The 18,777-nt window shown below is 65.6% G+C and carries 15 protein-coding genes; 4 read left to right on the top strand and 11 right to left on the bottom strand.

Annotated elements, in window-relative coordinates; genetic code table 11:
- Positions 1 to 70 precede the first annotated feature (70 nt).
- Together QX135_RS13395 and QX135_RS13390 are read right to left on the bottom strand one after the other, a co-directional pair.
- Positions 71 to 589, bottom strand: a complete 519-nt coding sequence (locus tag QX135_RS13395) for an Hsp20/alpha crystallin family protein (RefSeq protein ID WP_315795972.1) — start codon at positions 587 to 589, stop codon at positions 71 to 73.
- Positions 590 to 1,260: 671 nt separating this feature from the next.
- Positions 1,261 to 1,653: a BA14K family protein gene (locus QX135_RS13390; RefSeq protein ID WP_316181869.1), complete on the bottom strand. Its 393-nt coding sequence runs from the start codon at positions 1,651 to 1,653 to the stop codon at positions 1,261 to 1,263.
- A 153-nt stretch (positions 1,654 to 1,806) separates the two neighbouring features.
- Here QX135_RS13390 and QX135_RS13385 point away from each other — a divergent pair, with 153 nt between their 5' ends.
- Positions 1,807 to 2,298 carry a hypothetical protein gene (locus QX135_RS13385; protein WP_410052093.1) on the top strand — a complete coding sequence of 164 codons (492 nt, stop codon included), beginning with the start codon at positions 1,807 to 1,809 and terminating at the stop codon, positions 2,296 to 2,298.
- Between the two features lie 393 nt (positions 2,299 to 2,691).
- A complete protein-coding gene (locus QX135_RS13380) occupies positions 2,692 to 3,591 on the top strand; it encodes an NAD(P)-dependent oxidoreductase (protein WP_315777910.1) in 900 nt (299 codons plus the stop codon).
- A gap of 167 nt (positions 3,592 to 3,758) precedes the next feature.
- Here the strand turns inward: QX135_RS13380 and QX135_RS13375 are convergent, their stop codons facing one another.
- The 7 genes from QX135_RS13375 to QX135_RS13345 all read right to left on the bottom strand — a co-directional run bounded on the left by QX135_RS13375 (position 3,759) and on the right by QX135_RS13345 (position 13,352).
- A complete protein-coding gene (locus QX135_RS13375; RefSeq protein WP_315736497.1) occupies positions 3,759 to 4,538 on the bottom strand; it encodes an ABC transporter permease in 780 nt (259 codons plus the stop codon).
- Complete coding sequence (locus tag QX135_RS13370) at positions 4,535 to 5,647, bottom strand: ABC transporter permease (RefSeq protein ID WP_315737055.1); 1,113 nt, start codon at positions 5,645 to 5,647, stop codon at positions 4,535 to 4,537. Before QX135_RS13370 ends, QX135_RS13375 begins: the two co-directional genes overlap by 4 nt.
- A gap of 35 nt (positions 5,648 to 5,682) precedes the next feature.
- The gene (locus QX135_RS13365) at positions 5,683 to 6,780 is read right to left on the bottom strand and encodes an ABC transporter ATP-binding protein (protein WP_316181866.1); all 1,098 of its coding nucleotides are present in this window, start codon (positions 6,778 to 6,780) and stop codon (positions 5,683 to 5,685) included.
- Between the two features lie 105 nt (positions 6,781 to 6,885).
- Complete coding sequence (locus tag QX135_RS13360) at positions 6,886 to 8,001, bottom strand: ABC transporter substrate-binding protein (RefSeq protein WP_315795983.1); 1,116 nt, start codon at positions 7,999 to 8,001, stop codon at positions 6,886 to 6,888.
- A gap of 212 nt (positions 8,002 to 8,213) precedes the next feature.
- Entirely contained in the window at positions 8,214 to 8,435 is a 222-nt protein-coding gene (locus tag QX135_RS13355; RefSeq protein ID WP_315736500.1) for a hypothetical protein, read from the bottom strand.
- Positions 8,436 to 8,685: 250 nt separating this feature from the next.
- Positions 8,686 to 11,868: a multidrug efflux RND transporter permease subunit gene (locus QX135_RS13350; protein WP_316181863.1), complete on the bottom strand. Its 3,183-nt coding sequence runs from the start codon at positions 11,866 to 11,868 to the stop codon at positions 8,686 to 8,688.
- 245 nt (positions 11,869 to 12,113) lie between these two features.
- Positions 12,114 to 13,352: an efflux RND transporter periplasmic adaptor subunit gene (locus tag QX135_RS13345; protein ID WP_316181860.1), complete on the bottom strand. Its 1,239-nt coding sequence runs from the start codon at positions 13,350 to 13,352 to the stop codon at positions 12,114 to 12,116.
- 190 nt (positions 13,353 to 13,542) lie between these two features.
- On the opposite strand from QX135_RS13345, the gene QX135_RS13340 reads away from it, so the two are divergent.
- Together QX135_RS13340 and QX135_RS13335 are read left to right on the top strand one after the other, a co-directional pair.
- Positions 13,543 to 14,157 carry a TetR/AcrR family transcriptional regulator gene (locus tag QX135_RS13340; RefSeq protein ID WP_316181858.1) on the top strand — a complete coding sequence of 205 codons (615 nt, stop codon included), beginning with the start codon at positions 13,543 to 13,545 and terminating at the stop codon, positions 14,155 to 14,157.
- A gap of 118 nt (positions 14,158 to 14,275) precedes the next feature.
- Complete coding sequence (locus tag QX135_RS13335; RefSeq protein WP_316181856.1) at positions 14,276 to 15,751, top strand: M81 family metallopeptidase; 1,476 nt, start codon at positions 14,276 to 14,278, stop codon at positions 15,749 to 15,751.
- 258 nt (positions 15,752 to 16,009) lie between these two features.
- On the opposite strand, the gene QX135_RS13330 is transcribed toward QX135_RS13335, so the two are convergent.
- Positions 16,010 to 17,635, bottom strand: coding sequence for an MFS transporter (locus QX135_RS13330; RefSeq protein ID WP_316181854.1), 1,626 nt, complete (start codon positions 17,633 to 17,635; stop codon positions 16,010 to 16,012).
- Positions 17,622 to 18,755 carry an HlyD family secretion protein gene (locus QX135_RS13325; protein WP_316181852.1) on the bottom strand — a complete coding sequence of 378 codons (1,134 nt, stop codon included), beginning with the start codon at positions 18,753 to 18,755 and terminating at the stop codon, positions 17,622 to 17,624. The genes QX135_RS13330 and QX135_RS13325 overlap by 14 nt, the downstream gene beginning before the upstream one ends.
- Between the last annotated feature and the right edge of the window lie 22 nt (positions 18,756 to 18,777).

Genomic DNA, 18,777 nt, shown 5'->3' with positions numbered 1-18,777 from the left:
GCGAATGACCAAATCCGGAGACCGCGACCGGCTTACCTCGGTCTGGTCTCCGGCTTTCTGCCGCGCAGAACTAAGCGGCCTTGCCAGGTGCGGCGGCCTTGTTCGGTGCGGGGCTTGCGCTCGGTGGAGCACCTGTCTTGATATCGATCGTCTTGGTGGTCTTCACCGCCTTGGCCGGCTTCTTGATTGCGAGATGCAGCACGCCTTTGTCGAAGTGAGCTTCGACGGCTCCCTCTTCCGGCTCGAATGGGAGAGACATCGATCGATAGAATGAGCCGTAGCTGCGCTCCTCGACGTGCCAGTCCTTTTCGTCTTTCGTGCTCTCCGCCTTCTTCTCGCCGGAGATAACCAGCTGGTTGCCGTCCAGGCTGACCTTGATATCTTTGTCGTCCACGCCGGGAAGTTCGGCGGTCACTTCGAAAGCATCCTTGGTCTCCGCCACACTGACTGCTGGCGCCCCGGCACCAATGCTGGGAGAAGGCAAACCCTGATCGAAAACGCGAAGCGCGTTCTCCATTTCACGCCGCATGGCCCTGAATGGGTCGAATGCAGGCTCCTGGCTGGTAGTCCACAATCTCGGAAGGCTCATCTGGTTTCTCCGCAGGTTGAAGAAAGAGAAAAACAGCCTGCTCCTCGCGGTCATGGCGACCTTGATGTAGCGCAAAACCGCGGGGGTAATTTCGAGGCGGAAAGGCCGGCATGACGATAAAGGTGAACGCGTCAACGGAGTTGACATAATCACAGCAACAAGCTTTGGCGCCGCTGCGCGGCGCATGTTTAGCCGTGACATTCCCAAACGCAGATGAGCGCTACCGCGTCTCTTCTGTATATCTTGGATTAATCGTGCCCTCAGCATGGCACGTGGCGGCGACGATAGCGGTAGGGACAACCGTATTGGCCTGGTGCGTAGTAGCCCGGCGCGAAATGGCCGGGTCCGTAGGTAGCGACTCCAGCTTCGGCGCCAGGGATCCCAGAACCGATTGCGCGGTAGTAGCGGCCACGATAGCGTCAGCAGTCGACCTCCGTCACGCCGGACGAGGAGGCCCTTGTTTCAGAAGAACAGCGCCCGGCGAGACTGGAGCAGCCTCTGAAGGGGAGCACGGAGTCCAATAATGTCCACTCATTTTCATGAGTGGACAAGGAGGAACGGAGCCCGCCAATGAGGCGTCCAGCTATAGCGGATTTGTTCTATTTCGAGCGGTTGATCTGAATAGATCACAGGCTTGAATCACAACAGACAGGCGGAGACTCCGGTTACTCTCACGGGCACGGATGTCGTAAGCCGTCGTAACCAGGATACGTGCCGGAATACGGGTCATAAGACCTGAAGCGTTGCGCACAATAGCTGACCGCGTCGCCCACATAGGGAGCCGGAGCGACGTAGACCGGCCCGGGACCGTAGCCGTAGTATCCGTAGGGTTGCGTTGCCCCAATGATCGCTCCGCCGATCAGCGCGCCAGCGATGCCTGCACCAATTCCGACACCCGCGCCGCCGTGCCAGCCATGGCGATATCGCACGGTCTCGACCGATGGCGCCACGGCGCTGCGCAGCATCAGCGGGGAGGTTACCGGAGCGGCAATGACAGGGGCAACGAGAAGTGGTGTGGTGGCGATGATGAGTGCAGCCAGCACGGTTTTGGACGACTTGTTCATAGGGCATCTCCAAGATCATTTTCGGGGAGCGCAGCTACCCGCATCCGGTGTCTCAAAAACGACAATGATCCGAGAAGGCCTGTATGAATTGATCTAGCGCAACGTCAGCGTGCATCGATTGGACAAATCTGATCTTGTCTCATCGGAGAGCTCGTGAAGCTGCAGCGCTGCGTGATTGAGCGCGGTCAGCGCATCCTCGTCATCATCGAAGGTCGCGACGCCGCCGGCAAGGATGGCACGATCAAGTCGATCGTCGAACCTCTAAGCCCGCGTGATACCCGCGTCGTAGCGCCAAGCAATCGGGAACAGTGTTCATGGTACTTCCAGCGTCACGTTTCGCACTTGCTCGCGGCAGGAGAGATCGTGCTGTTCAATCGCAGTTTATATAAACGGGCTGGAGTTGAGAGCATCATGGGCTTCTGCACCAAGGAGGAAACCGAGGAATTCCTCGAGACCGTGCCGGCATTCGAGGCAATGATCGAGCGTTCGGGTATCACGCTGCTCAAGTACTACCTTGATATTTCGAAACAGGAGCAGTGGAGGCGGAGCCTTTTGCGGGTTGCGAGACGGACGGGCCGCATAGCAGGATCGTCGCCAATACTGCAACGAATGACGGCGCCACGACGCGAGACGACAATCGCGTGACAACTCCTTTCCGGGACGGACCAGCCGCCCAGTGCATCTACGTAACGGCAATTAGTTACCTATCACGAGTGCGGGAACTTGGCTGCTGATGGCGAGAAAGATTCTCAGCGGCCGCTGTTGCCGGCGCCGTGATGGATCAGACGCGAATGAGTTGCTTGGGTTTGGCCCGTCGGGACATTGGCCGAATTCGGATTGTTGGCATCGTGCTTGGAATGTTTCATCTACAAGGAGCAGCTTGAAATGGATCGCCTGCCGGCCGGCGCGTTCGTCAGCCCATGCGGCGCGGCAACACGGTTCGACGTCGAGGGACAGCGGGCCACGGCCGGTTGGAAGTTCCTATGGAGCGGGCGCGGCGGAAGCTGCTAGAACCGACGCATTCACGAGGACAGAACAATGACAGCCAAACGCGTGGTGTTCACCGGGGGAACAGGCAAGGCGGGCAGGCATGTGCTGCCGCATCTGCAGGACAAGGGCTACGAGCTCCTCAACGTCGACCTCAAGCCGTTCGATCACCCCGGGATCAACACCCTGATCGCCGATCTGACGGACAGCGGCCAGGCCTTCAACGCGCTGACCACGCATCATGGCTTCGGCGGCTTCAACGCCGGACGGCCGCCACGGGCGCCGGATGCGGTGGTGCATTTCGCCGCGATCCCGCGGGTGCTCATCGAGCCCGACAATGAGACCTTTCGCGTGAACACGATCAGCACCTACAACGTCATCGAGGCCGCGGCGAAGCTCGGCGTGCGCAAGATCATCATCGCCTCCAGCGAGACCACCTATGGCGTATGCTTCGCGGAGGGCGACAAGGACTTCAGGAGCTTTCCGCTCGAGGAGGACTACGACACCGACCCGATGGACTCCTATGGGCTGTCCAAGGTCGTGAACGAAAAGACGGCGCGGGCGTTTGCAATGCGCTACGGCATCGACATCTATTGCTTGCGCATCGGCAACGTCATCGAGCCGCATGAATACGACAGGTTTCCCGGCTTTCTCGCCGATCCCCCGTCGCGCAAGCGCAATGCGTGGTCCTATATCGACGCCCGCGACCTCGGCGAGATCGTGCATCTGGCGATCCAGAAGGACGGGCTCGGCTTCCAGGTCTTCAACGCCGTCAACGACACGGTGACGGCTGATATCCCGACGCGCGAGCTGCTGCGCCGCTACTGTCCCAACGTCCCGATCACCCGTGAGCTCGGCGAGCGCGAAGCGCCGCTGTCGAACCGCAAGGCGCGCGAGGTGCTCGGGTTCAAGGAAGCGCACAATTGGCGGAAGTACGTGAAGGCGGGGTAGGGCGATCTGACTTGACGATCAGGGTTGTAGCCCGGCTCTCTCCACGACGTCATGGCCGGGATCGTCCCAGCCATCCGCGTCTTCATGCGTGGAGGAAAGGACGTGGATGCCCAGGTCAAGCCCGGGCATGAAGAGTAACTCGACGGGCAGGCGTGCGCGTCGGGCCTTCACGACATCCGCCGCCGGATCGCGAGCATCGCCAGCGACAGCGCGATCGTGCCGACGATGAACACGGCCGCCGCCGAGACGATCGCCGGGCTGATGTTCTCGCGGATGGTGGCGAACATCTGCCGCGCCAGGGTGCGCTGATTGGGGCCGGCGACGAACAGCGTCAGCACCACCTCGTCCAGCGACGTCGCGAAAGCGAACAATGCGCCGGAGATGATGCCGGGCAGCGCGATGGGAAAGGTCACCGAGCGCAGCACCATGGCGGGCGAGGCGCCGAGGCTCGCGGCGGCCCGCTCGAGCTGGATATCGACGCCCTGCAAGGCTGAGGAGACGTTGACCAGCACGAACGGAACGGCGACGACGGTGTGCGCGATGATGACGCCGAGATAGGTGTTGGTGAGCCCGTAGCGCGAAAACATCAGCTGCATGCCGACGCCGAGCACGACCGCCGGCACGACCATCGGCAGCAGGAACACGGTGCGCAAGGTCGAGATCAGCAGCGAGGCGCGCCTGCCGCGCAGGCCGAGCGCGGCGAGCGTGCCGAGCAACGTTGCAAGGGCTGTGGTCCCCGAGCCGATCAGCAGGCTGTTGACGATGGACAGCCGCCAGGATTCGGCGGTGACCAGCTCGCGAAACCAGCGCGTCGAATAGCCGGGAATGGGATAGTTCAGGAATACGCTGTCGGTGAGCGACAACGGCAGCACCGCGATCAACGGCCCGAGCAGGAACACGACGACGGCGATCGCGAACAGCAGCTTGATGAGCGGCAGCCATTTCATGCGCGCTGCTCCTCGGCCGAGGTCAGCCGGATGTAGACGGCATAGAGCAGGATCGTCATCGCCAGCAGGACGAGACCGAGCGCGCCGGCCATGCCCCAGTTCGCCGCCCCCGTGGCGTAGTAGGCGATCACCGAGCTGATCATCTGGTCGTTGGCGCCGCCGATCAAAGCGGGCGTGATGTAGTAGCCCAGCGCGGCCATGAACACGAGCAGCGCGCCGGAGACGACGCCGCGCATCGAAAGCGGCAGCAGCACGTGGACGAAGGCGCGCAGCGGATGCGCGCCGAGCGAGGCCGCCGCCGGCATCAGGTTGCGCGGAATCGCGATCAGCACGCTGAAGATCGGCAGCACCATGAACGGCAGCAGCACATGCGTCATCGCGATGACGACGCCGAGCCGGTTGAACATCAGCGGCACCGGCGCTGAAGTAAGGCCCAATCCCCTGAGCGTGGCATTGATCAGGCCGTTGTCCTGCAGCACGACATACCAGGCCGCGGTGCGCACCAGGAGCGAGGTCCACAGCGGCAGCAGCACCGCGCCGAGCAGGATCTGCCGGCGCCAGCCCTCGACCGAGGCGGCCACCATCGCGAACGGCAGGCCGATGAGGATGCAGGCCAGCGTCACCAGCGCCGAGGTCACGAAGGTCCGGATCATGATCAGGCGGTTGGCCGAGGCGCCCTCCGGCATCGCAGCGATATTGCCGGCGGCGTTGCGCTCGAGGTCGACGGCGGCGAGCAGGTTCTTGTCGGTCCAGGGCGAGGCCACGGCCTCGGCGATGGTCGTCCAATAGGAGGTCTCGCTCCAGCGCGAGTCGATCGCGGCGAGGTCGACCGCGCCGGAGCTGTCGAGCGCGCGGCGGGTCTTGCCGAGCAGGCTGCGGAAGCCGGACTGCGCGCTGTTCAGGCGGCGAACGAGATCGCCGAACTGCTCGTCATTGGCCAGCTTGCGGATGTCGTCGACGAACGCGGCCTGTGCGGTTGCAGGAGGCACGCTTATGCGGTCCCAGCGCGCCAGCGCCTTGTGGGTGCGGGGCAGGGACTCGGTCGCGACCGGATCCGATACCGCCGACTTCATCATCGTCACCAGCGGCACGACGAAGAACGACAGCATGAACGCCAGAAGCGGCGCGAGCAGCAGGGCCGCCTTCAGGCGCTGGGCGAGGTCTGGTCGCATGATCCCACCACCCAGACATCCGACGCCGCGAATGACAGCGCCACGTCGCGGCCGACCTCCGCAGCCTGACCACCGGCACGATCGCCCTTGATGATCAGCCGCTGCGCGCCGACCGTGGCGACCAGACGCATGTGATCGCCGAAATACACCGCATCCAGGATGCGCGCGGTCAGGCGGTTCGCGGTCGCCGCTGCATGATCGTTGATCCGGATGGCCTCGGGACGGATCGAGACCTGCACCCTGCCGCCATCAATGCGGCCGGCCCCGGCATGCGCCGCCAGCGCGAGGCCCGAGTCCGTCGTCAGCCGCACCGCCTCGCCCGCGTGCTCGTCGACCTTGCACGCCAGCAGGTTGGTCTCGCCGATGAACTCGGCGACGAAGGGCGTGCGCGGCAGCTCGTAGATCTCGCGCGGCGTGCCGATCTGCTCGATCCTGCCGTGGTTGAACACGGCGATGCGGTCCGACATCGTCAGCGCCTCGTCCTGATCGTGGGTGACGAACACGATGGTGAGGCCGAGCCGGCGGTGCAGGTCGCGGATGTCGAGCTGCATCTGCTCACGCAGCTTCTTGTCGAGCGCGCCGAGCGGCTCGTCCATCAGCACCACCTGCGGCTCGAACACCAGGGCGCGGGCAAGCGCGACGCGCTGCTGCTGGCCGCCGGACAGCTGCGCCGGCTTGCGCTCGGCCATGGTCGACAGCTTGACCATGTCGAGCACGCGGGCGACGCGCTGCGCGATCTCGGGCTTGGACGTGCCGCGCATCTTGAGCGGAAAGGCGATGTTGTCGCGCACGCTCATATGCGGGAACAGCGCGTAGTTCTGGAACACCACACCCATGTTGCGCTTGTGCGGCGGCAGCCCGTCGACCCTGGCGCCGCCGACCTCGATCGTGCCGCTGGTCGGCTGCTCGAAGCCGGCGAGCATCATCAAGAGCGTGGTCTTGCCGGAGCCGGAGGGCCCGAGCAGGGCGACGAACTCACCGCGGGCGATATCGAGATCGAGATCGTCGACCACGGTCAGCGCAGCGAAGCGCTTGACCACCTGCCGGAACGAGATGAAGGGGGTATCCATGACGGAGGCTTTCGGCGCGGACCTCGCCGGGACTCATGCACGAGGAGGGCAGGCGCGCGTCGCGACGACGATCATCGCGCGCCCGGTTTGCTGAAGCGGCGAGCCTCAGCGCGCCAGCCAGGCGTTGAAGCGCTTCGACAGCTCTTCCGAATTGTCGGTCCAGAAGCCGACGTCGAGCGCGATCGCCTGCTTGAGATTATCGGGGGTCGTCGGCAACTCGGCGGCGAATTTTTCCGGCACCAGCTTGGCGGCGGCGATGTTCGGCAGGCCGTAGGCGATGTATTCGGGCAGCTTGGCCTGGTTCTCGGCCTGGCTCGCAAACGCGATGAAGTTCATCGCGGCATCCTTGTTTGGCGAGCCCTTCAGCACCACCCAGCTATCGACCGCGTAGATGCTGCCCGGAAACACGAAACCGAAATGCTTGCCCTCCGTGCGGTTGATGGCGCTGATGCGGCCGTTATAGACCGAGGTCATCGCGACCTGGCCGGACGACAAGAGCTGCAACGGCTGCGCACCGGCCTCCCACCAGACGATGTCGGCCTTCAGCGCGTCGAGCTTCTTGAAGGCGCGCTCGACGCCCTCCTTGGTCTTCAGCATCTTGTAGACGTCGGCCGCCGGCACGCCGTCGGCCATCAGCGCGAATTCGAGCGTGTATTTGGCGCCCTTGCGCAGGCCGCGCTTGCCGGGAAACTTCGCCGTGTCCCAGAAGTCCGCCCACGTCTTCGGCGCGTCCTTGATCTTGTCGCCGTCATAGGACATGCCCGTCGACCAGACGATGGCGCCGACGCCGCAATCGCTCACGCCGGCCGGGATGAAGCCTTTCTTGTCGCCGATCTTGCTCCAGTCGATCTTCTCATAGATGCCGTCGCTGCAGCCGAGCTCGAGCTCCTCGGCCTCGACCTGCACCGCATCCCAGTTCGGCACCCCGGCCTTCACCTTGGCCTGCAGCACGCCGTAGCCGCCGTCCCAGCTCTCGTCGAGCACGGTGGCGCCGAGCTTGGCGGCGAACGGCTGGAAGTAGATCTTGCGCTGCGCGTCCTGATAGTTGCCGCCCCACGACACCACCGTGAGATCGCGCGCCTGCGCCGCCGCGGCGAGGCTCAGCACGGCTGCCGCAGCCACCAGCACCGTCTTCGAGACGGTGAGGGCCGCGCGTGGCGTCGCCCGACCCGTTCCGTTCGACACCTTCACACCCGTGGGGCTGGTCCGCCGTGAAAACATGCTCGATGATCCGTCGCGCTTTGAAAGGTTCAAAAAAGCTATCGGCTGTTCCCAGCCGTGGCAAGCGCGAGTTTTGATCGTGAGATGATGCCATTTTGGCGCTAGCGGCGGCTCGGCCGCGCCGCGGCAGGGCGTGTTGAGATCGTCCGCTGCCGGCGCCTGGCCTGGTCCGGCCGGGTTCACGCCTGGGGACGCGTTGGGGGCTTGCGGCCCTACAATCCGGCGCTGCAGCCTTGATCGTCCGGGCAGGCAAGCGCCGGCACCGGTTCGCTCTCCGCCGAATTGTCGACGACGAGGCCGAGCGCCGGTCTGCTCGTCGCCCGTGCACGGGTCGGAGCCGGCAGCCGCCGCGCTGCACCGTGTGCGCCGATGCGTTCAAAACCCTTTGCCGTCTTCTTCAGCCTGGCGGCGACGAGATGATTCAAAAAATCCATGTTGCAACTCCTTCGGTCGAATGACCCGGCGGCCTGGTGCGGGACAGGCCGCCGGGTCGGCGCAACGTGCTGGAGTTGGCGTCCTCCATTCCGCTGCGCTGGTCTGTGATCCAGTTCACAGTCGCTGAGAATTGATCGTGCCCCGGATCATCGGGGAAGCGTGATGAGGACGCCGACTGTCACTTGCCTCTACGAAACAAGAGACGATTGCGTTTCTCCGCGTCCGACATCACGCTTGTTCACATGCCGTTTACTCCGCAGGCTGCGCTGCCACCGTGCCGTGGCCGCCGTGCTGGGTCAGCGGCTTCATGCCGGTCAGCGTTCGCAGCAGCACGTAGAACACGGGCGTCAGGAACAGGCCGAACACGGTGACGCCGATCATGCCGGAGAACACCGCGACCCCCATCGCCCGCCGCATCTCCGAGCCTGCACCGGTCGATAGCACCAGCGGCAGCACGCCCATGATGAACGCCATCGACGTCATCAGGATCGGCCGCAGCCGCAGGCGACTGGCCTCGATCGCCGCGCGCAGCGGCGTCCGCCCGGCGAATTCGAGCTCGCGCGCGAATTCGACGATCAGGATCGCGTTCTTGGCCGAGAGGCCGACGAGCACGATCAGGCCGATCTGGGTGAAGATGTTGTTGTCGCCCTTCGAGAGGTAGACGCCGAACATCGCCGCCAGCAGCGCCATCGGCACGATCATCAGGATCGCGAGCGGCAAGGTGAGGCTCTCGTACAGCGCGGCCAGCACCAGGAACACCAGCAGGATCGCGAGCGGAAACACCCACAGGCCCGAATTGCCGGCGATGAACTCCTGATAGGTCAGGTCGGTCCATTCGAAGGCGAAGCCCGGCGGCAGCACCTCGGCCGCGACCCGCTCCGCCGCCGCCTGCGCCTGGCCCGAGGAGAAGCCGGGCGCCGCTGCCGCGTTGATGTCCGACGACAGGAAGCCGTTGTAGCGGATGGCGCGTTCGGGACCTGCGCTCTGTCGCACGTTGAGCAGCGCCGACAGCGGCACCATGTCGCCGGAGGCGGAGCGCACCTTGAGCTGGCGGATGTCGTCGGCGCGGGCGCGGAACGGCGCGTCGGCCTGCACGCGCACCGAATAGGTGCGGCCGAACTTGTTGAAGTCGTTCACGTAGTACGAGCCGAGGTAGATCTGCAGGGTGTTGAACACCTCGGTCACGGGCACGCCGAGCTGCAGCGCCTTGGTGCGGTCGATGTCGGCGAACAGTTGCGGCACGTTGACCTGGAAGCTCGAGAACACGCCGGCGATCTCCGGCGACTTTTGCAGGCCCGCCATGAACGCCTTGGTGACGTCGTTGAGCGCCTCATAGCCGAGCCCGGCGCGGTCCTCGATCTGCAGCTTGAAGCCGCCGATGGTGCCGAGGCCGTTGACCGGCGGCGGCGGGAACATCGCGATGAAGGCGTCTTGAATGCCCGCATATTTCTTGTTGAGCTCCATCGCCAGCGCGCCGCCGGACAGCGACGGATCCTTGCGCTCGTCGAACGGCTTCAAGGTCGAGAACACGATGCCGGCATTGGAGGAGTTGGTGAAGCCGGAGATCGACAGGCCGGGGAAGGCGACCGAGCTCTCGACACCGGGCTGGGTCAGCGCGATGTCGCTCATCTTGCGGATGACCTCCTCGGAGCGGTCGAGCGTGGCGCCATCGGGCAGTCGGGCGAAGCCGACCAGATACTGCTTGTCCTGGCCGGGCACGAAGCCGCCCGGCACCTGCTTGAACAGCACGGCTGTGGCGCCGACCAGGAGGACGTAGAGGATCATCACCGCGGCCTTGCCGGTGATCACCTTCGACACGCTGCCGCTGTAATTGTCGGAGGCGCGGACGAAGGCGCGGTTGAAGCCGCGGAAGAACCAGCCGAGGCTCTTGTCGAGGATGCGGGTGAGGCGGTCCTTCGGCTCGTGGTGGCCCTTGAGCAGCAGCGCCGACAGCGCCGGCGACAGGGTCAGCGAGTTGACGGCGGAGATCACGGTCGAGATCGCGATCGTCAGCGCGAACTGCTTGTAGAACTGTCCCGTGAGGCCGGAGATGAAGGCGAGCGGCACGAACACGGCGACCAGCACCAGCGCGATCGCGATGATCGGTCCCGACACCTCCCGCATCGCCTGGTAGGTGGCGTCGCGGGGCGACAGGCCGCTCTCGATGTTGCGCTCGACGTTCTCGACCACGACGATGGCGTCGTCGACGACGATGCCGATGGCGAGCACCAGGCCGAACAGGCTGAGCGCGTTGATCGAGAAGCCGAACAGGTGCATCACCGCGAAGGTGCCGACGATCGAGACGGGCACCGCCAGCAGCGGGATGATCGAGGCGCGCCAGGTCTGCAGGAACAGGATGACCACGATCACGACCAGCACGATGGCCTCGAACAGCGTGTGCACGACGGCCTCGATCGAGGATCGCACGAACTGGGTCGGATCGTAGACGATGTGATACTCGACGCCCTCCGGCATCGTCTTCTTGATCTCGGCCATGGTGGCGCGGACGTTGTCCGAGATCTGCAGCGCGTTGGAGCCGGGCGCCTGGAAGATCGGGATCGCCACCGCCTGCTTGTTGTCGAGCAGCGAGCGCAGTCCATATTCCGAGGCGCCGAGCTCGATGCGCGCGACGTCGCGCAGCCGCGTGATCTCGCCATGGGCGCCGGTCTTCACGACGATGTCGGCGAACTGGTCCTCGTTCGACAGCCGGCCCTCGGCATTGACCGAGAGCTGCAGGTCGAGCCCCTTGACGCTGGGCGATGCGCCGACCACGCCGGCCGCGGCTTCGACGTTCTGCGCCTGGATCGCCTTGACGATGTCGGACGCCGACAGGCCGTGCTCGGCCGCTTTCTGCGGATCGACCCAGACCCGCATCGAATAGTCGCCGGCGCCGAACAGCTGCACGTCGCCGACGCCGTCGATGCGCGCCAGCCGGTCCTTGACGTTGATCACCGCGTAGTTGCGCAGGTACGTCGTATCGTAGCGGCCGTTCGGCGAGATCAGATGCACGACCATGGTGAGGTCGGGCGAGCTCTTCTTGGTGATGACGCCGAGCTGGCGCACGACGTTGGGCAGCCGCGGCTCGGCCTGCTGCACGCGGTTCTGCACCAACTGCGTGGCCTTGTCCGGATCGGTGCCGAGCTTGAAGGTGACCGTGAGCGTCATCGCGCCGTCGGTGGTCGCCTGGCTGCTCATATAGAGCATGTTCTCGACGCCGTTGATCTGCTCCTCGATGGGCGTCGCCACCGTCTCGGCGATTACCTTCGGATTGGCGCCGGGATAGGTCGCGCGCACCACGACGGAGGGCGGCACGACGTCGGGGTATTCGGAGATCGGCATGGAGAACAGCGCGATCAAGCCGCCGAGGAAGATCAGCGTCGACAGCACGCCTGCGAAGATTGGCCGGTCGATGAAGAATTTGGAGAGGTTCATGGGAGGCCCCGTGGTCGGGAGATGTCAGCGTGTAGTGTGGATTTCGCTTGGCCTGTTTGGCTCGCTGCCGCCTCACATCCGGTGTCGTCCCGGCGAACGCCGGGACCCATACCGCGGACGGCCAATTGGTGAAAAAGACTGCGGGTCATCTTCCTTGGTCGACAAGCAGGGCCGGTGGTTATGGATCCCCGCTTTCGCGGGGACGACAGTTGTGGTGGTCGGGGACAGCCGGGCCTCAATGACGATCAGCGCTGCGCCAGTTGCTTGTTGTCTGACGCCGCCCCATCGCGTGCGCCCATCGCGGCCACCTGCGTCTTCAACAACGCACCCGGCCGCACCCGCTGCAGGCCGTTGACCACGACGCGCTCGCCAGGCTTGAGACCGGCGGAGATGATGCGCAGGCCGTTGACGCTGCCGCCGAGGCTGACCGGGCGATAGACAGCGCGCTCGTCGTCACCGACCACCATCACGAATTTCTTGTCCTGGTCGGTGCCGATGGCGCGCTCGTCGAGCAGCACCAGCGATTGCTGCTGCGGCTGGCCCATGCGCACGCGCGCGAACTGGCCGGGGATCAGCCGGCCGTCCTCGTTCTTGAACACGGCGCGGACGCGGATCGTGCCGCTCTGCCCGTTGACTTGATTGTCGATCAACTGGATGTGGCCGGATGCCGCGATGCCGCCCGAGGTCGTCATCTCGACCGGGATGCGGTCGAGATTGCCGCGCTTGCCCGAGCCATCGGCGATCGCCGACAGTGCGCGCAACACCAGCTCTTCGGTGGCATCGAAGCTCGCATAGATCGGATTGACGGACACCAGCGAGGTCAGCACCGGCGAGGCCGAGCCGGCGGCGACGAGGTTGCCGACGGTGACCTCGATCCGGCCGACCCGGCCGTCGACCGGCGCCCGCACCTGTGTGTAGTCGAGGTTGAGTTTGGCCGTCTGCAAGGTCGCCTCGGCGGCCTTGACGTTGGCGATCGCCTCGCGATTGCCGTTGTCGCGCTGGTCGTAATCGCGCTTGGTCACGATCGAATTGCCGACCAGCTGCGCGCCGCGCTCCAGTTCGTTGGCAGCGAAGGCGGCGCGGGCGCGCGCCGCTTCCAGCTGCGCCTGCGCCCGGTCGACCTCGGCTGCGTAGGGCGCCGGGTCGATCTTGAAGAGGACGTCGCCAGCTTTGACCAGCGAACCCTCGGTGAAATTGGTGCCGAGAATGGCACCGGCCACCCGCGGCCGGATCTCGACCCGCTCGACGGCTTCGAGCCGGCCGGAGAACTCGTCCCACAGGCTCGCCTTTCGCGGCTCGACCACGGCAACCGTAACGGCGACGGCCTGTTCGGGGGCCGCAGCGCGGGCTGCATTCGGCGCGGAACTGAAGCTGAAATAATGGGAGCCGGCATAGGATCCGGCAGCAATCACCAAGCCAGCGGCGGCGACGGTGCTCAGCCACCGCTTCAGGCGGCCGGAGGAACGAATTTCGGGCGAAGGCATTGGCGCGCTCCAGTTTTGTAGTGCTCGCTACAAATGTGGCGCTGGCAACCGGTTCGCAAGAGACTTATGTAACGGATGCTACGAAAATAGTAGCCCGACTTTCGGCGACTGCGCCATATCAAAGAAATCGCGTTCAATAACAACTAGATAAGAAATCGGACGGGGCGGAGACGGAACAGGAGTTTTGCACATGGGCATCGGACGGCCCCGGACTTTCGATCGCGACACCGCGCTGGACCAGGCGATGGAGGTGTTTTGGCGCCATGGCTATGAGGGCGCCACCATCGCCCAGCTCACCGACGCCATGGGCATCAACCCGCCCAGCCTCTATGCCGCGTTCGGCAGCAAGGAGGCCCTGCTCAGGGCCGCGCTCGACCGCTACACGGCGCGACGGGAGGCCTGGATGGACGAGGTCTTGAGCGCGCCGACCGCGCGCGAGGTCACCGCGCGGATGCTGATGGGCGTCGCCGAGAAACAGACCGATCCGTCCAATCCGCCCGGCTGCCTGCTGGTGCAGGGCGGTCTCGCCTGCGGCTCCGGCTCGGCCAATGTGCCGTTCGAGCTCGCGGCCCGCCGTGCGCAGACCGAGGCGCAGCTCCGGCAGCGTTTCGATCGCGCAAAGGGCGAAGGCGATCTGGCTGCCACCGCCGACCCTGCGGCGCTCGCCCGCTATGTCTCGGCCGTCATCACCGGCATGAGCGTGATGGCGTCGTCAGGCGCCGACCGCGAGGCGCTGACGCAGGTCGCGCTGGTCGCGATCAAGGCGATCGAGGATCAGTCGGTCGCGGTTGAGAGCGCGGTCTGACGCCGCTCATGCGCTGGGCGACGGGCGCTCTTCCTTCCTGCCGGCTTGTGCTGATGGACGCGATGCGGTCCCCTGCGCCGCATCCTCGTCCCTCGCGCGAACCAAGAGCCTCCCCTCCATGCGTGTCTTCTCCGCCGCCCTTGCCACCGAGACCAACACCTTCGCGCCGATGCCCACGGGGCTCGCGACCTTCCATGAGCGCGCCTACTTCCCGGCCGGCCAGCATCCGGACAAGATGCAGATGCATGGCGGGCCGCTATGGGCTGCGCGCCAGGTCGGGCCGTCCAAGGGCTGGACGTTGATCGAAGGGCTGGTGGCCGCGGCCGTGCCCAACGGGCTGGTCACCCGCGCCGCGTTCGAGACCCTGCGCGATCAGATCCTCGCCGATCTCAAGGCTGCACTGCCGATCGACATGGCGTTGATCGGCCTGCACGGCGCGATGATCGCCGACGGCTATGATGATTGCGAGGGCGAGCTGCTCGCGCGCATCCGCGAGATCGTCGGGCCCGATGTGGTCATCGGCGCGACGCTCGACCCCCACGTTCACATGAGCGAGCTGATGCTCAGAAGCGCCGATCTGCTGATCTGCTGGAAGGAATATCCGCACACCGACATCCTCGAGCGCGCGCAGGATCTGGTGAAGCATTGCACCGAGATCGCCGAGAAGCGGCTGAAGCTGCAGAAGGCCCTGGTCGACACCGACATGATCGTCACCCTGCACACCACACGCGAGCCGGTGCGCAGCTTCGTCGACCGCATCACCGCGCTCGAAGGCAAGGACGGCATCGTGTCGGTCTCGATCGTGCACGGCTTCGGCTGGGGCGACACGCCTGACATGGGCACCAAGGTGCTGGTCTATAGCGATGCCGCCGTCGATCCGGATGGTGTCAGGGCGAAGGCGCTGGCCCGCCGCCTTGCGGACGAACTGATCGGCATGCGCGAGGCGGTGACCGAGCGCATGCCCGACGTCGATGCCGCCCTCGACCAGGCATTGGCGACAGACGGCACCATCGTGCTCGGCGATGCCAGCGATAATCCCGGCGGCGGTGCGCCCGGCGATTCCACGTTCATCCTGCGCCGGCTGCTCGACCGCAACATCGGCAATGCCTGCCTCGGTCCACTCTGGGATCCGATCGCGGTGCGCATCGCCTTCGATGCCGGCGTTGGCGCCAAGCTGCCGCTGCGGATCGGCGGCAAGATCGGGCCGCTGTCGGGTGATCCGGTCGATGCGACCTGGGAGATCAAGGCGCTGAAGGAGAACATGGTGATGACGGGCCTTGCCGGCACGCCCGCCAAGCTCGGCGATTGCGCGTTGATCGTGAGCAATGGCGTCGAGGTCGTGATCACGACGTTCCGTTGCCAGGCGTTCGGCACCGACTTCTTCACGCAGCTCGGCTGCGATCCTGCCACGCGCAAGCTCGTGGTGGTGAAATCCGCCCAGCATTTCCGCGCGGCATTTGCGCCGATCGCGGCTGACATCATCATGGTCGATGCGCCCGGCGTGGTCGCGCGCGACGTGACGACGTTGCCCTACAGGAAGATCAAGCGTCCGAAATGGCCGCTCGATGAGCTGCCGCAACCATCGCGCGCATGATGTCCCAGAATGCGACGCTCACCGTGCCGCTGTTAAGGTTCGGAACGCGGCTGGAACGAACCGCGTCCGAATCGCTTGCGAATCACGGTTTGAGATCTGTTCACGGCTAGATGTCGTAGCTCTCAGATATAGCGCGCAACATGCAGCGCCAGCGATTCTGATCGCGCGGCTCGGCTTTCGCCAGAAGGTTAAAGGCGCAGAGGCGCGCCGGCGTTGTTGGAGAGGAAGCTACGACCCCGCATGCGGGGTCGGGCTCGCTCAAATCGTCGACGATCCGAACCGTCGCATCCACGCCGCCCTCACACCGATCGGTGTCGGCGCGAATGGCCCCGGCGGCGCGCGCGTGATCAGGGCGACCAGCAGGAGCGCGGCGATCGCGAGCCAGAAGCACAGCCAGAACGCGTCGAGATAAGCTAGCACGTTGGCCTCGCGCTGCACCTGCGCGGCCAAGGTCCCGACGGCGCGGGCCTTGGCCTCGCCTGCGCCATGCGCGGCGAAATAGCCGGTCAACCGCTGCAATGCGCGTGCGACGTCGAGATCGCCGCTCCGGATGTTGAGGCCGAGATAGGCCGAATGCACCTGCTCGCGCACCCGCAGCCACGTTCCCATCAGGGCGACGCCGATTTCGGCGCCGCCGAGCCGCATCACCTGGATATAGGCCGCAAAGGACGTCGCGCGGGCCGGATCGGAATTCGACAGCGCGAGGATGATGATCGGAAGCAAGGTCAGGGCCTGTCCGATCGACTGCAGCACGACGATGACGATGAAATCCTCGCGCGCCCAGGCATGGGTGATCTGGGTGCCGAGCAGATTGGCCGCGGCGAAGGCGCTGAGACCGAGCACGACGACGATGCGGGGATCGAGATGGCGAAGCAGCGTGATCGACAGCGGCACCAGCACGATCATCGGCAGCGCCCCGTAGAACAACAGCAGCGAGCCGCTCTGCTCCGGCCGCAACCGCGTGATCGTGGCGAGGAAGTTCGGCACCAGCGACGCGTTCGAGAGGCTGGTCAGCGTGTACAGCAGGATCACGACCAGCGACAGCCCGATGTTGCGCGAGAACAGCACGTTGAAATGCGCCCATGGCTGCGGGGCGAGCGCCTCGTTGACGAGGAACAGGACGAACAGCACGGCGCCGCCGCCTAGCAGCGCCATCACCGTGCCAGATTGCAGCCAGTCGAGCCGGTTGCCCTGGTCGAGCCCGGCATAGATCATCGACACGGCGCTGCCGAGCAGCAGCATCCCGCCCCAGTCGGCGTTCTCGAGCAGCGCGCGGTTGACGGGCTCGGCCGGGGTGCCGAGATAGACCATCAGCGCCATCAGCGGCGCCAGCACGACGCCCTGCCAGTACAGCCACTGCCAGCCGAGATGCTCGACGTAGAAGCCGACCAGCGAGGTCGAGGTATCCAGCGCGAAGCCGACCCGGATCGCATAGATCGAGATCGCCGGCAGCCACCAGCGGATCGGCAGGTTGCGGAAGATGATCATGAGCGTGGCCGGCACGAAGGTGCCGAGCAGCATGCCGTGCAGGATCGCGAGCGCGATCAAGGTCGGATAGTCGCGCACGAACGGAATGATCAGGGACAGCACGGCATAGATCAGGCTGGGAATGCCGAGCACGCGGCGCAGACCGAACACGGTCGCGAGCCACGCCACGGCCGGCGCGATCACGATCTGCGAGCCGATCGCCGCGGTGGACAGCCAGGCGCCCTGGTCGAAACCGAGCGAGAAGGCGCCGCGCAGATCGGGCAGGCCGACCGAGGTCAGCCGGCTGTCGAAATTCGCCAGGAACGAGCCGAGCAGGACGGCGCCGACGGCAAACAGCGGATGCGCCGCCTGGCCGCCGCGCGACAGCGGTCCGCGCTCGGTCTCACTTGGCGCCATCGGCCTGGCCGGCGGTGCGGATGTGGGTCACGACCGACATGCCCGGCAGCAGTCGCGCGAGCAGCGGCTGGTCGCCGTCGAGGGCGATGCGGACCGGAATGCGCTGTACGACCTTGGTGAAGTTGCCGGTGGCATTGTCGGGCGGCAGCAGCGCGAATTGCGAGCCGGAGGCCGGCGCGATCCGCTCGACGCGGCCGTGCAGGCTTTCGCCGGGGAACGAGTCCACGGTGACCTCGACCGGCTGGCCGGGCGCGACATGGGTGAGCTGCGTTTCCTTGTAGTTGGCGATGACGAAGACGTGCGGCAGCGGCACCACCGCGATCAGGCTGCTGCCGATATTGACGTAGTCGCCGACCTGGACCTGGCGCTGCCCGACGACGCCGTCGAACGGCGCGGTGATCCTGGTGTAGCCGAGCTTGAGCCGCGCCGCGGCCAGCGCGGCCTTGGCGCCGGCGAGATCGGCGCCGCGCTGCTTCTTGGTGCCGGTGAGCACCTCGAGCTGGTGGCGCTGCGCGGCGATCACCGCGCGGCTCGCGCGCACGTCCGCCTGCGCCTTGGCATAGGCGGCCGTTGCCTGTTCCAGCCGCTGCTTGGTACCTGCCTCGCTCTGCGACAGCGACTGCTGGCGCTCTTCCTCCTGCCTGGCCTGCACCTCGGCCGCGCCGGCCGAGACCTGCTGCGCTTCGGCCTGCGCGATGGTTGCGTATTGCAGCTCGACCTGATTGCTGAGGTTGTCGAGCGCCGCCTGTGCCGCCTCGACATTGGCCTCGGCCTGCGACACCTGTGCCTCGTAGTCGGCCGGATCGATCTGGACCAGCAGGTCGCCGGCCTTGACCTGCTGGAAATCGCTGACCGCAACCTTCGTCACCTCGCCGGCCACGCGGCTCGAGAGCTGCGTCAGGTCGGCGCGCACATAGGCATCGTTGGTCGATTGGGTCGTTGCGTTGCCGGTCCAGGCGTTCCAGCGCGTGGTCGCGAGCGCCACGAAGGCGAGCGCTGCGATCACCGCAAGCAGCGGAATGCCGAGACGCGCCGAGAGCCCGGGCGCCGCGGCGGACGAGGGCGGTGGCGTCGCTGCAGCGCGCGCCGCCGCGTCGACGTTGCTCGGTGTTTCGCTCAAGGGACGTCTCCCGCATCGGCCG

Source organism: Bradyrhizobium sp. SZCCHNR1098 (assembly GCF_032489375.1).
Classification (GTDB): domain Bacteria; phylum Pseudomonadota; class Alphaproteobacteria; order Rhizobiales; family Xanthobacteraceae; genus Bradyrhizobium.
Note: the sequence above shows the minus strand (reverse complement) of the source record. Positions and strands in the feature narration are given on the sequence as shown.

What these genes read in the sequence shown, in the direction of transcription:
- QX135_RS13355 (WP_315736500.1), bottom strand. Translation starts at nt 8,435, where the DNA reads ATGGATTTTTTGAATCATCTCGTCGCCGCCAGGCTGAAGAAGACGGCA.
- QX135_RS13330 (WP_316181854.1), bottom strand. Translation starts at nt 17,635, where the DNA reads ATGGCGCCAAGTGAGACCGAGCGCGGACCGCTGTCGCGCGGCGGCCAG.
- QX135_RS13360 (WP_315795983.1), bottom strand. Translation starts at nt 8,001, where the DNA reads ATGTTTTCACGGCGGACCAGCCCCACGGGTGTGAAGGTGTCGAACGGA.
- QX135_RS13335 (WP_316181856.1), top strand. Translation starts at nt 14,276, where the DNA reads ATGCGTGTCTTCTCCGCCGCCCTTGCCACCGAGACCAACACCTTCGCG.
- QX135_RS13390 (WP_316181869.1), bottom strand. Translation starts at nt 1,653, where the DNA reads ATGAACAAGTCGTCCAAAACCGTGCTGGCTGCACTCATCATCGCCACC.
- QX135_RS13370 (WP_315737055.1), bottom strand. Translation starts at nt 5,647, where the DNA reads ATGCTGTCGTTCTTCGTCGTGCCGCTGGTGACGATGATGAAGTCGGCG.
- QX135_RS13350 (WP_316181863.1), bottom strand. Translation starts at nt 11,868, where the DNA reads ATGAACCTCTCCAAATTCTTCATCGACCGGCCAATCTTCGCAGGCGTG.
- QX135_RS13375 (WP_315736497.1), bottom strand. Translation starts at nt 4,538, where the DNA reads ATGAAATGGCTGCCGCTCATCAAGCTGCTGTTCGCGATCGCCGTCGTC.
- QX135_RS13380 (WP_315777910.1), top strand. Translation starts at nt 2,692, where the DNA reads ATGACAGCCAAACGCGTGGTGTTCACCGGGGGAACAGGCAAGGCGGGC.
- QX135_RS13395 (WP_315795972.1), bottom strand. Translation starts at nt 589, where the DNA reads ATGAGCCTTCCGAGATTGTGGACTACCAGCCAGGAGCCTGCATTCGAC.
- QX135_RS13340 (WP_316181858.1), top strand. Translation starts at nt 13,543, where the DNA reads ATGGGCATCGGACGGCCCCGGACTTTCGATCGCGACACCGCGCTGGAC.
- QX135_RS13365 (WP_316181866.1), bottom strand. Translation starts at nt 6,780, where the DNA reads ATGGATACCCCCTTCATCTCGTTCCGGCAGGTGGTCAAGCGCTTCGCT.
- QX135_RS13345 (WP_316181860.1), bottom strand. Translation starts at nt 13,352, where the DNA reads ATGCCTTCGCCCGAAATTCGTTCCTCCGGCCGCCTGAAGCGGTGGCTG.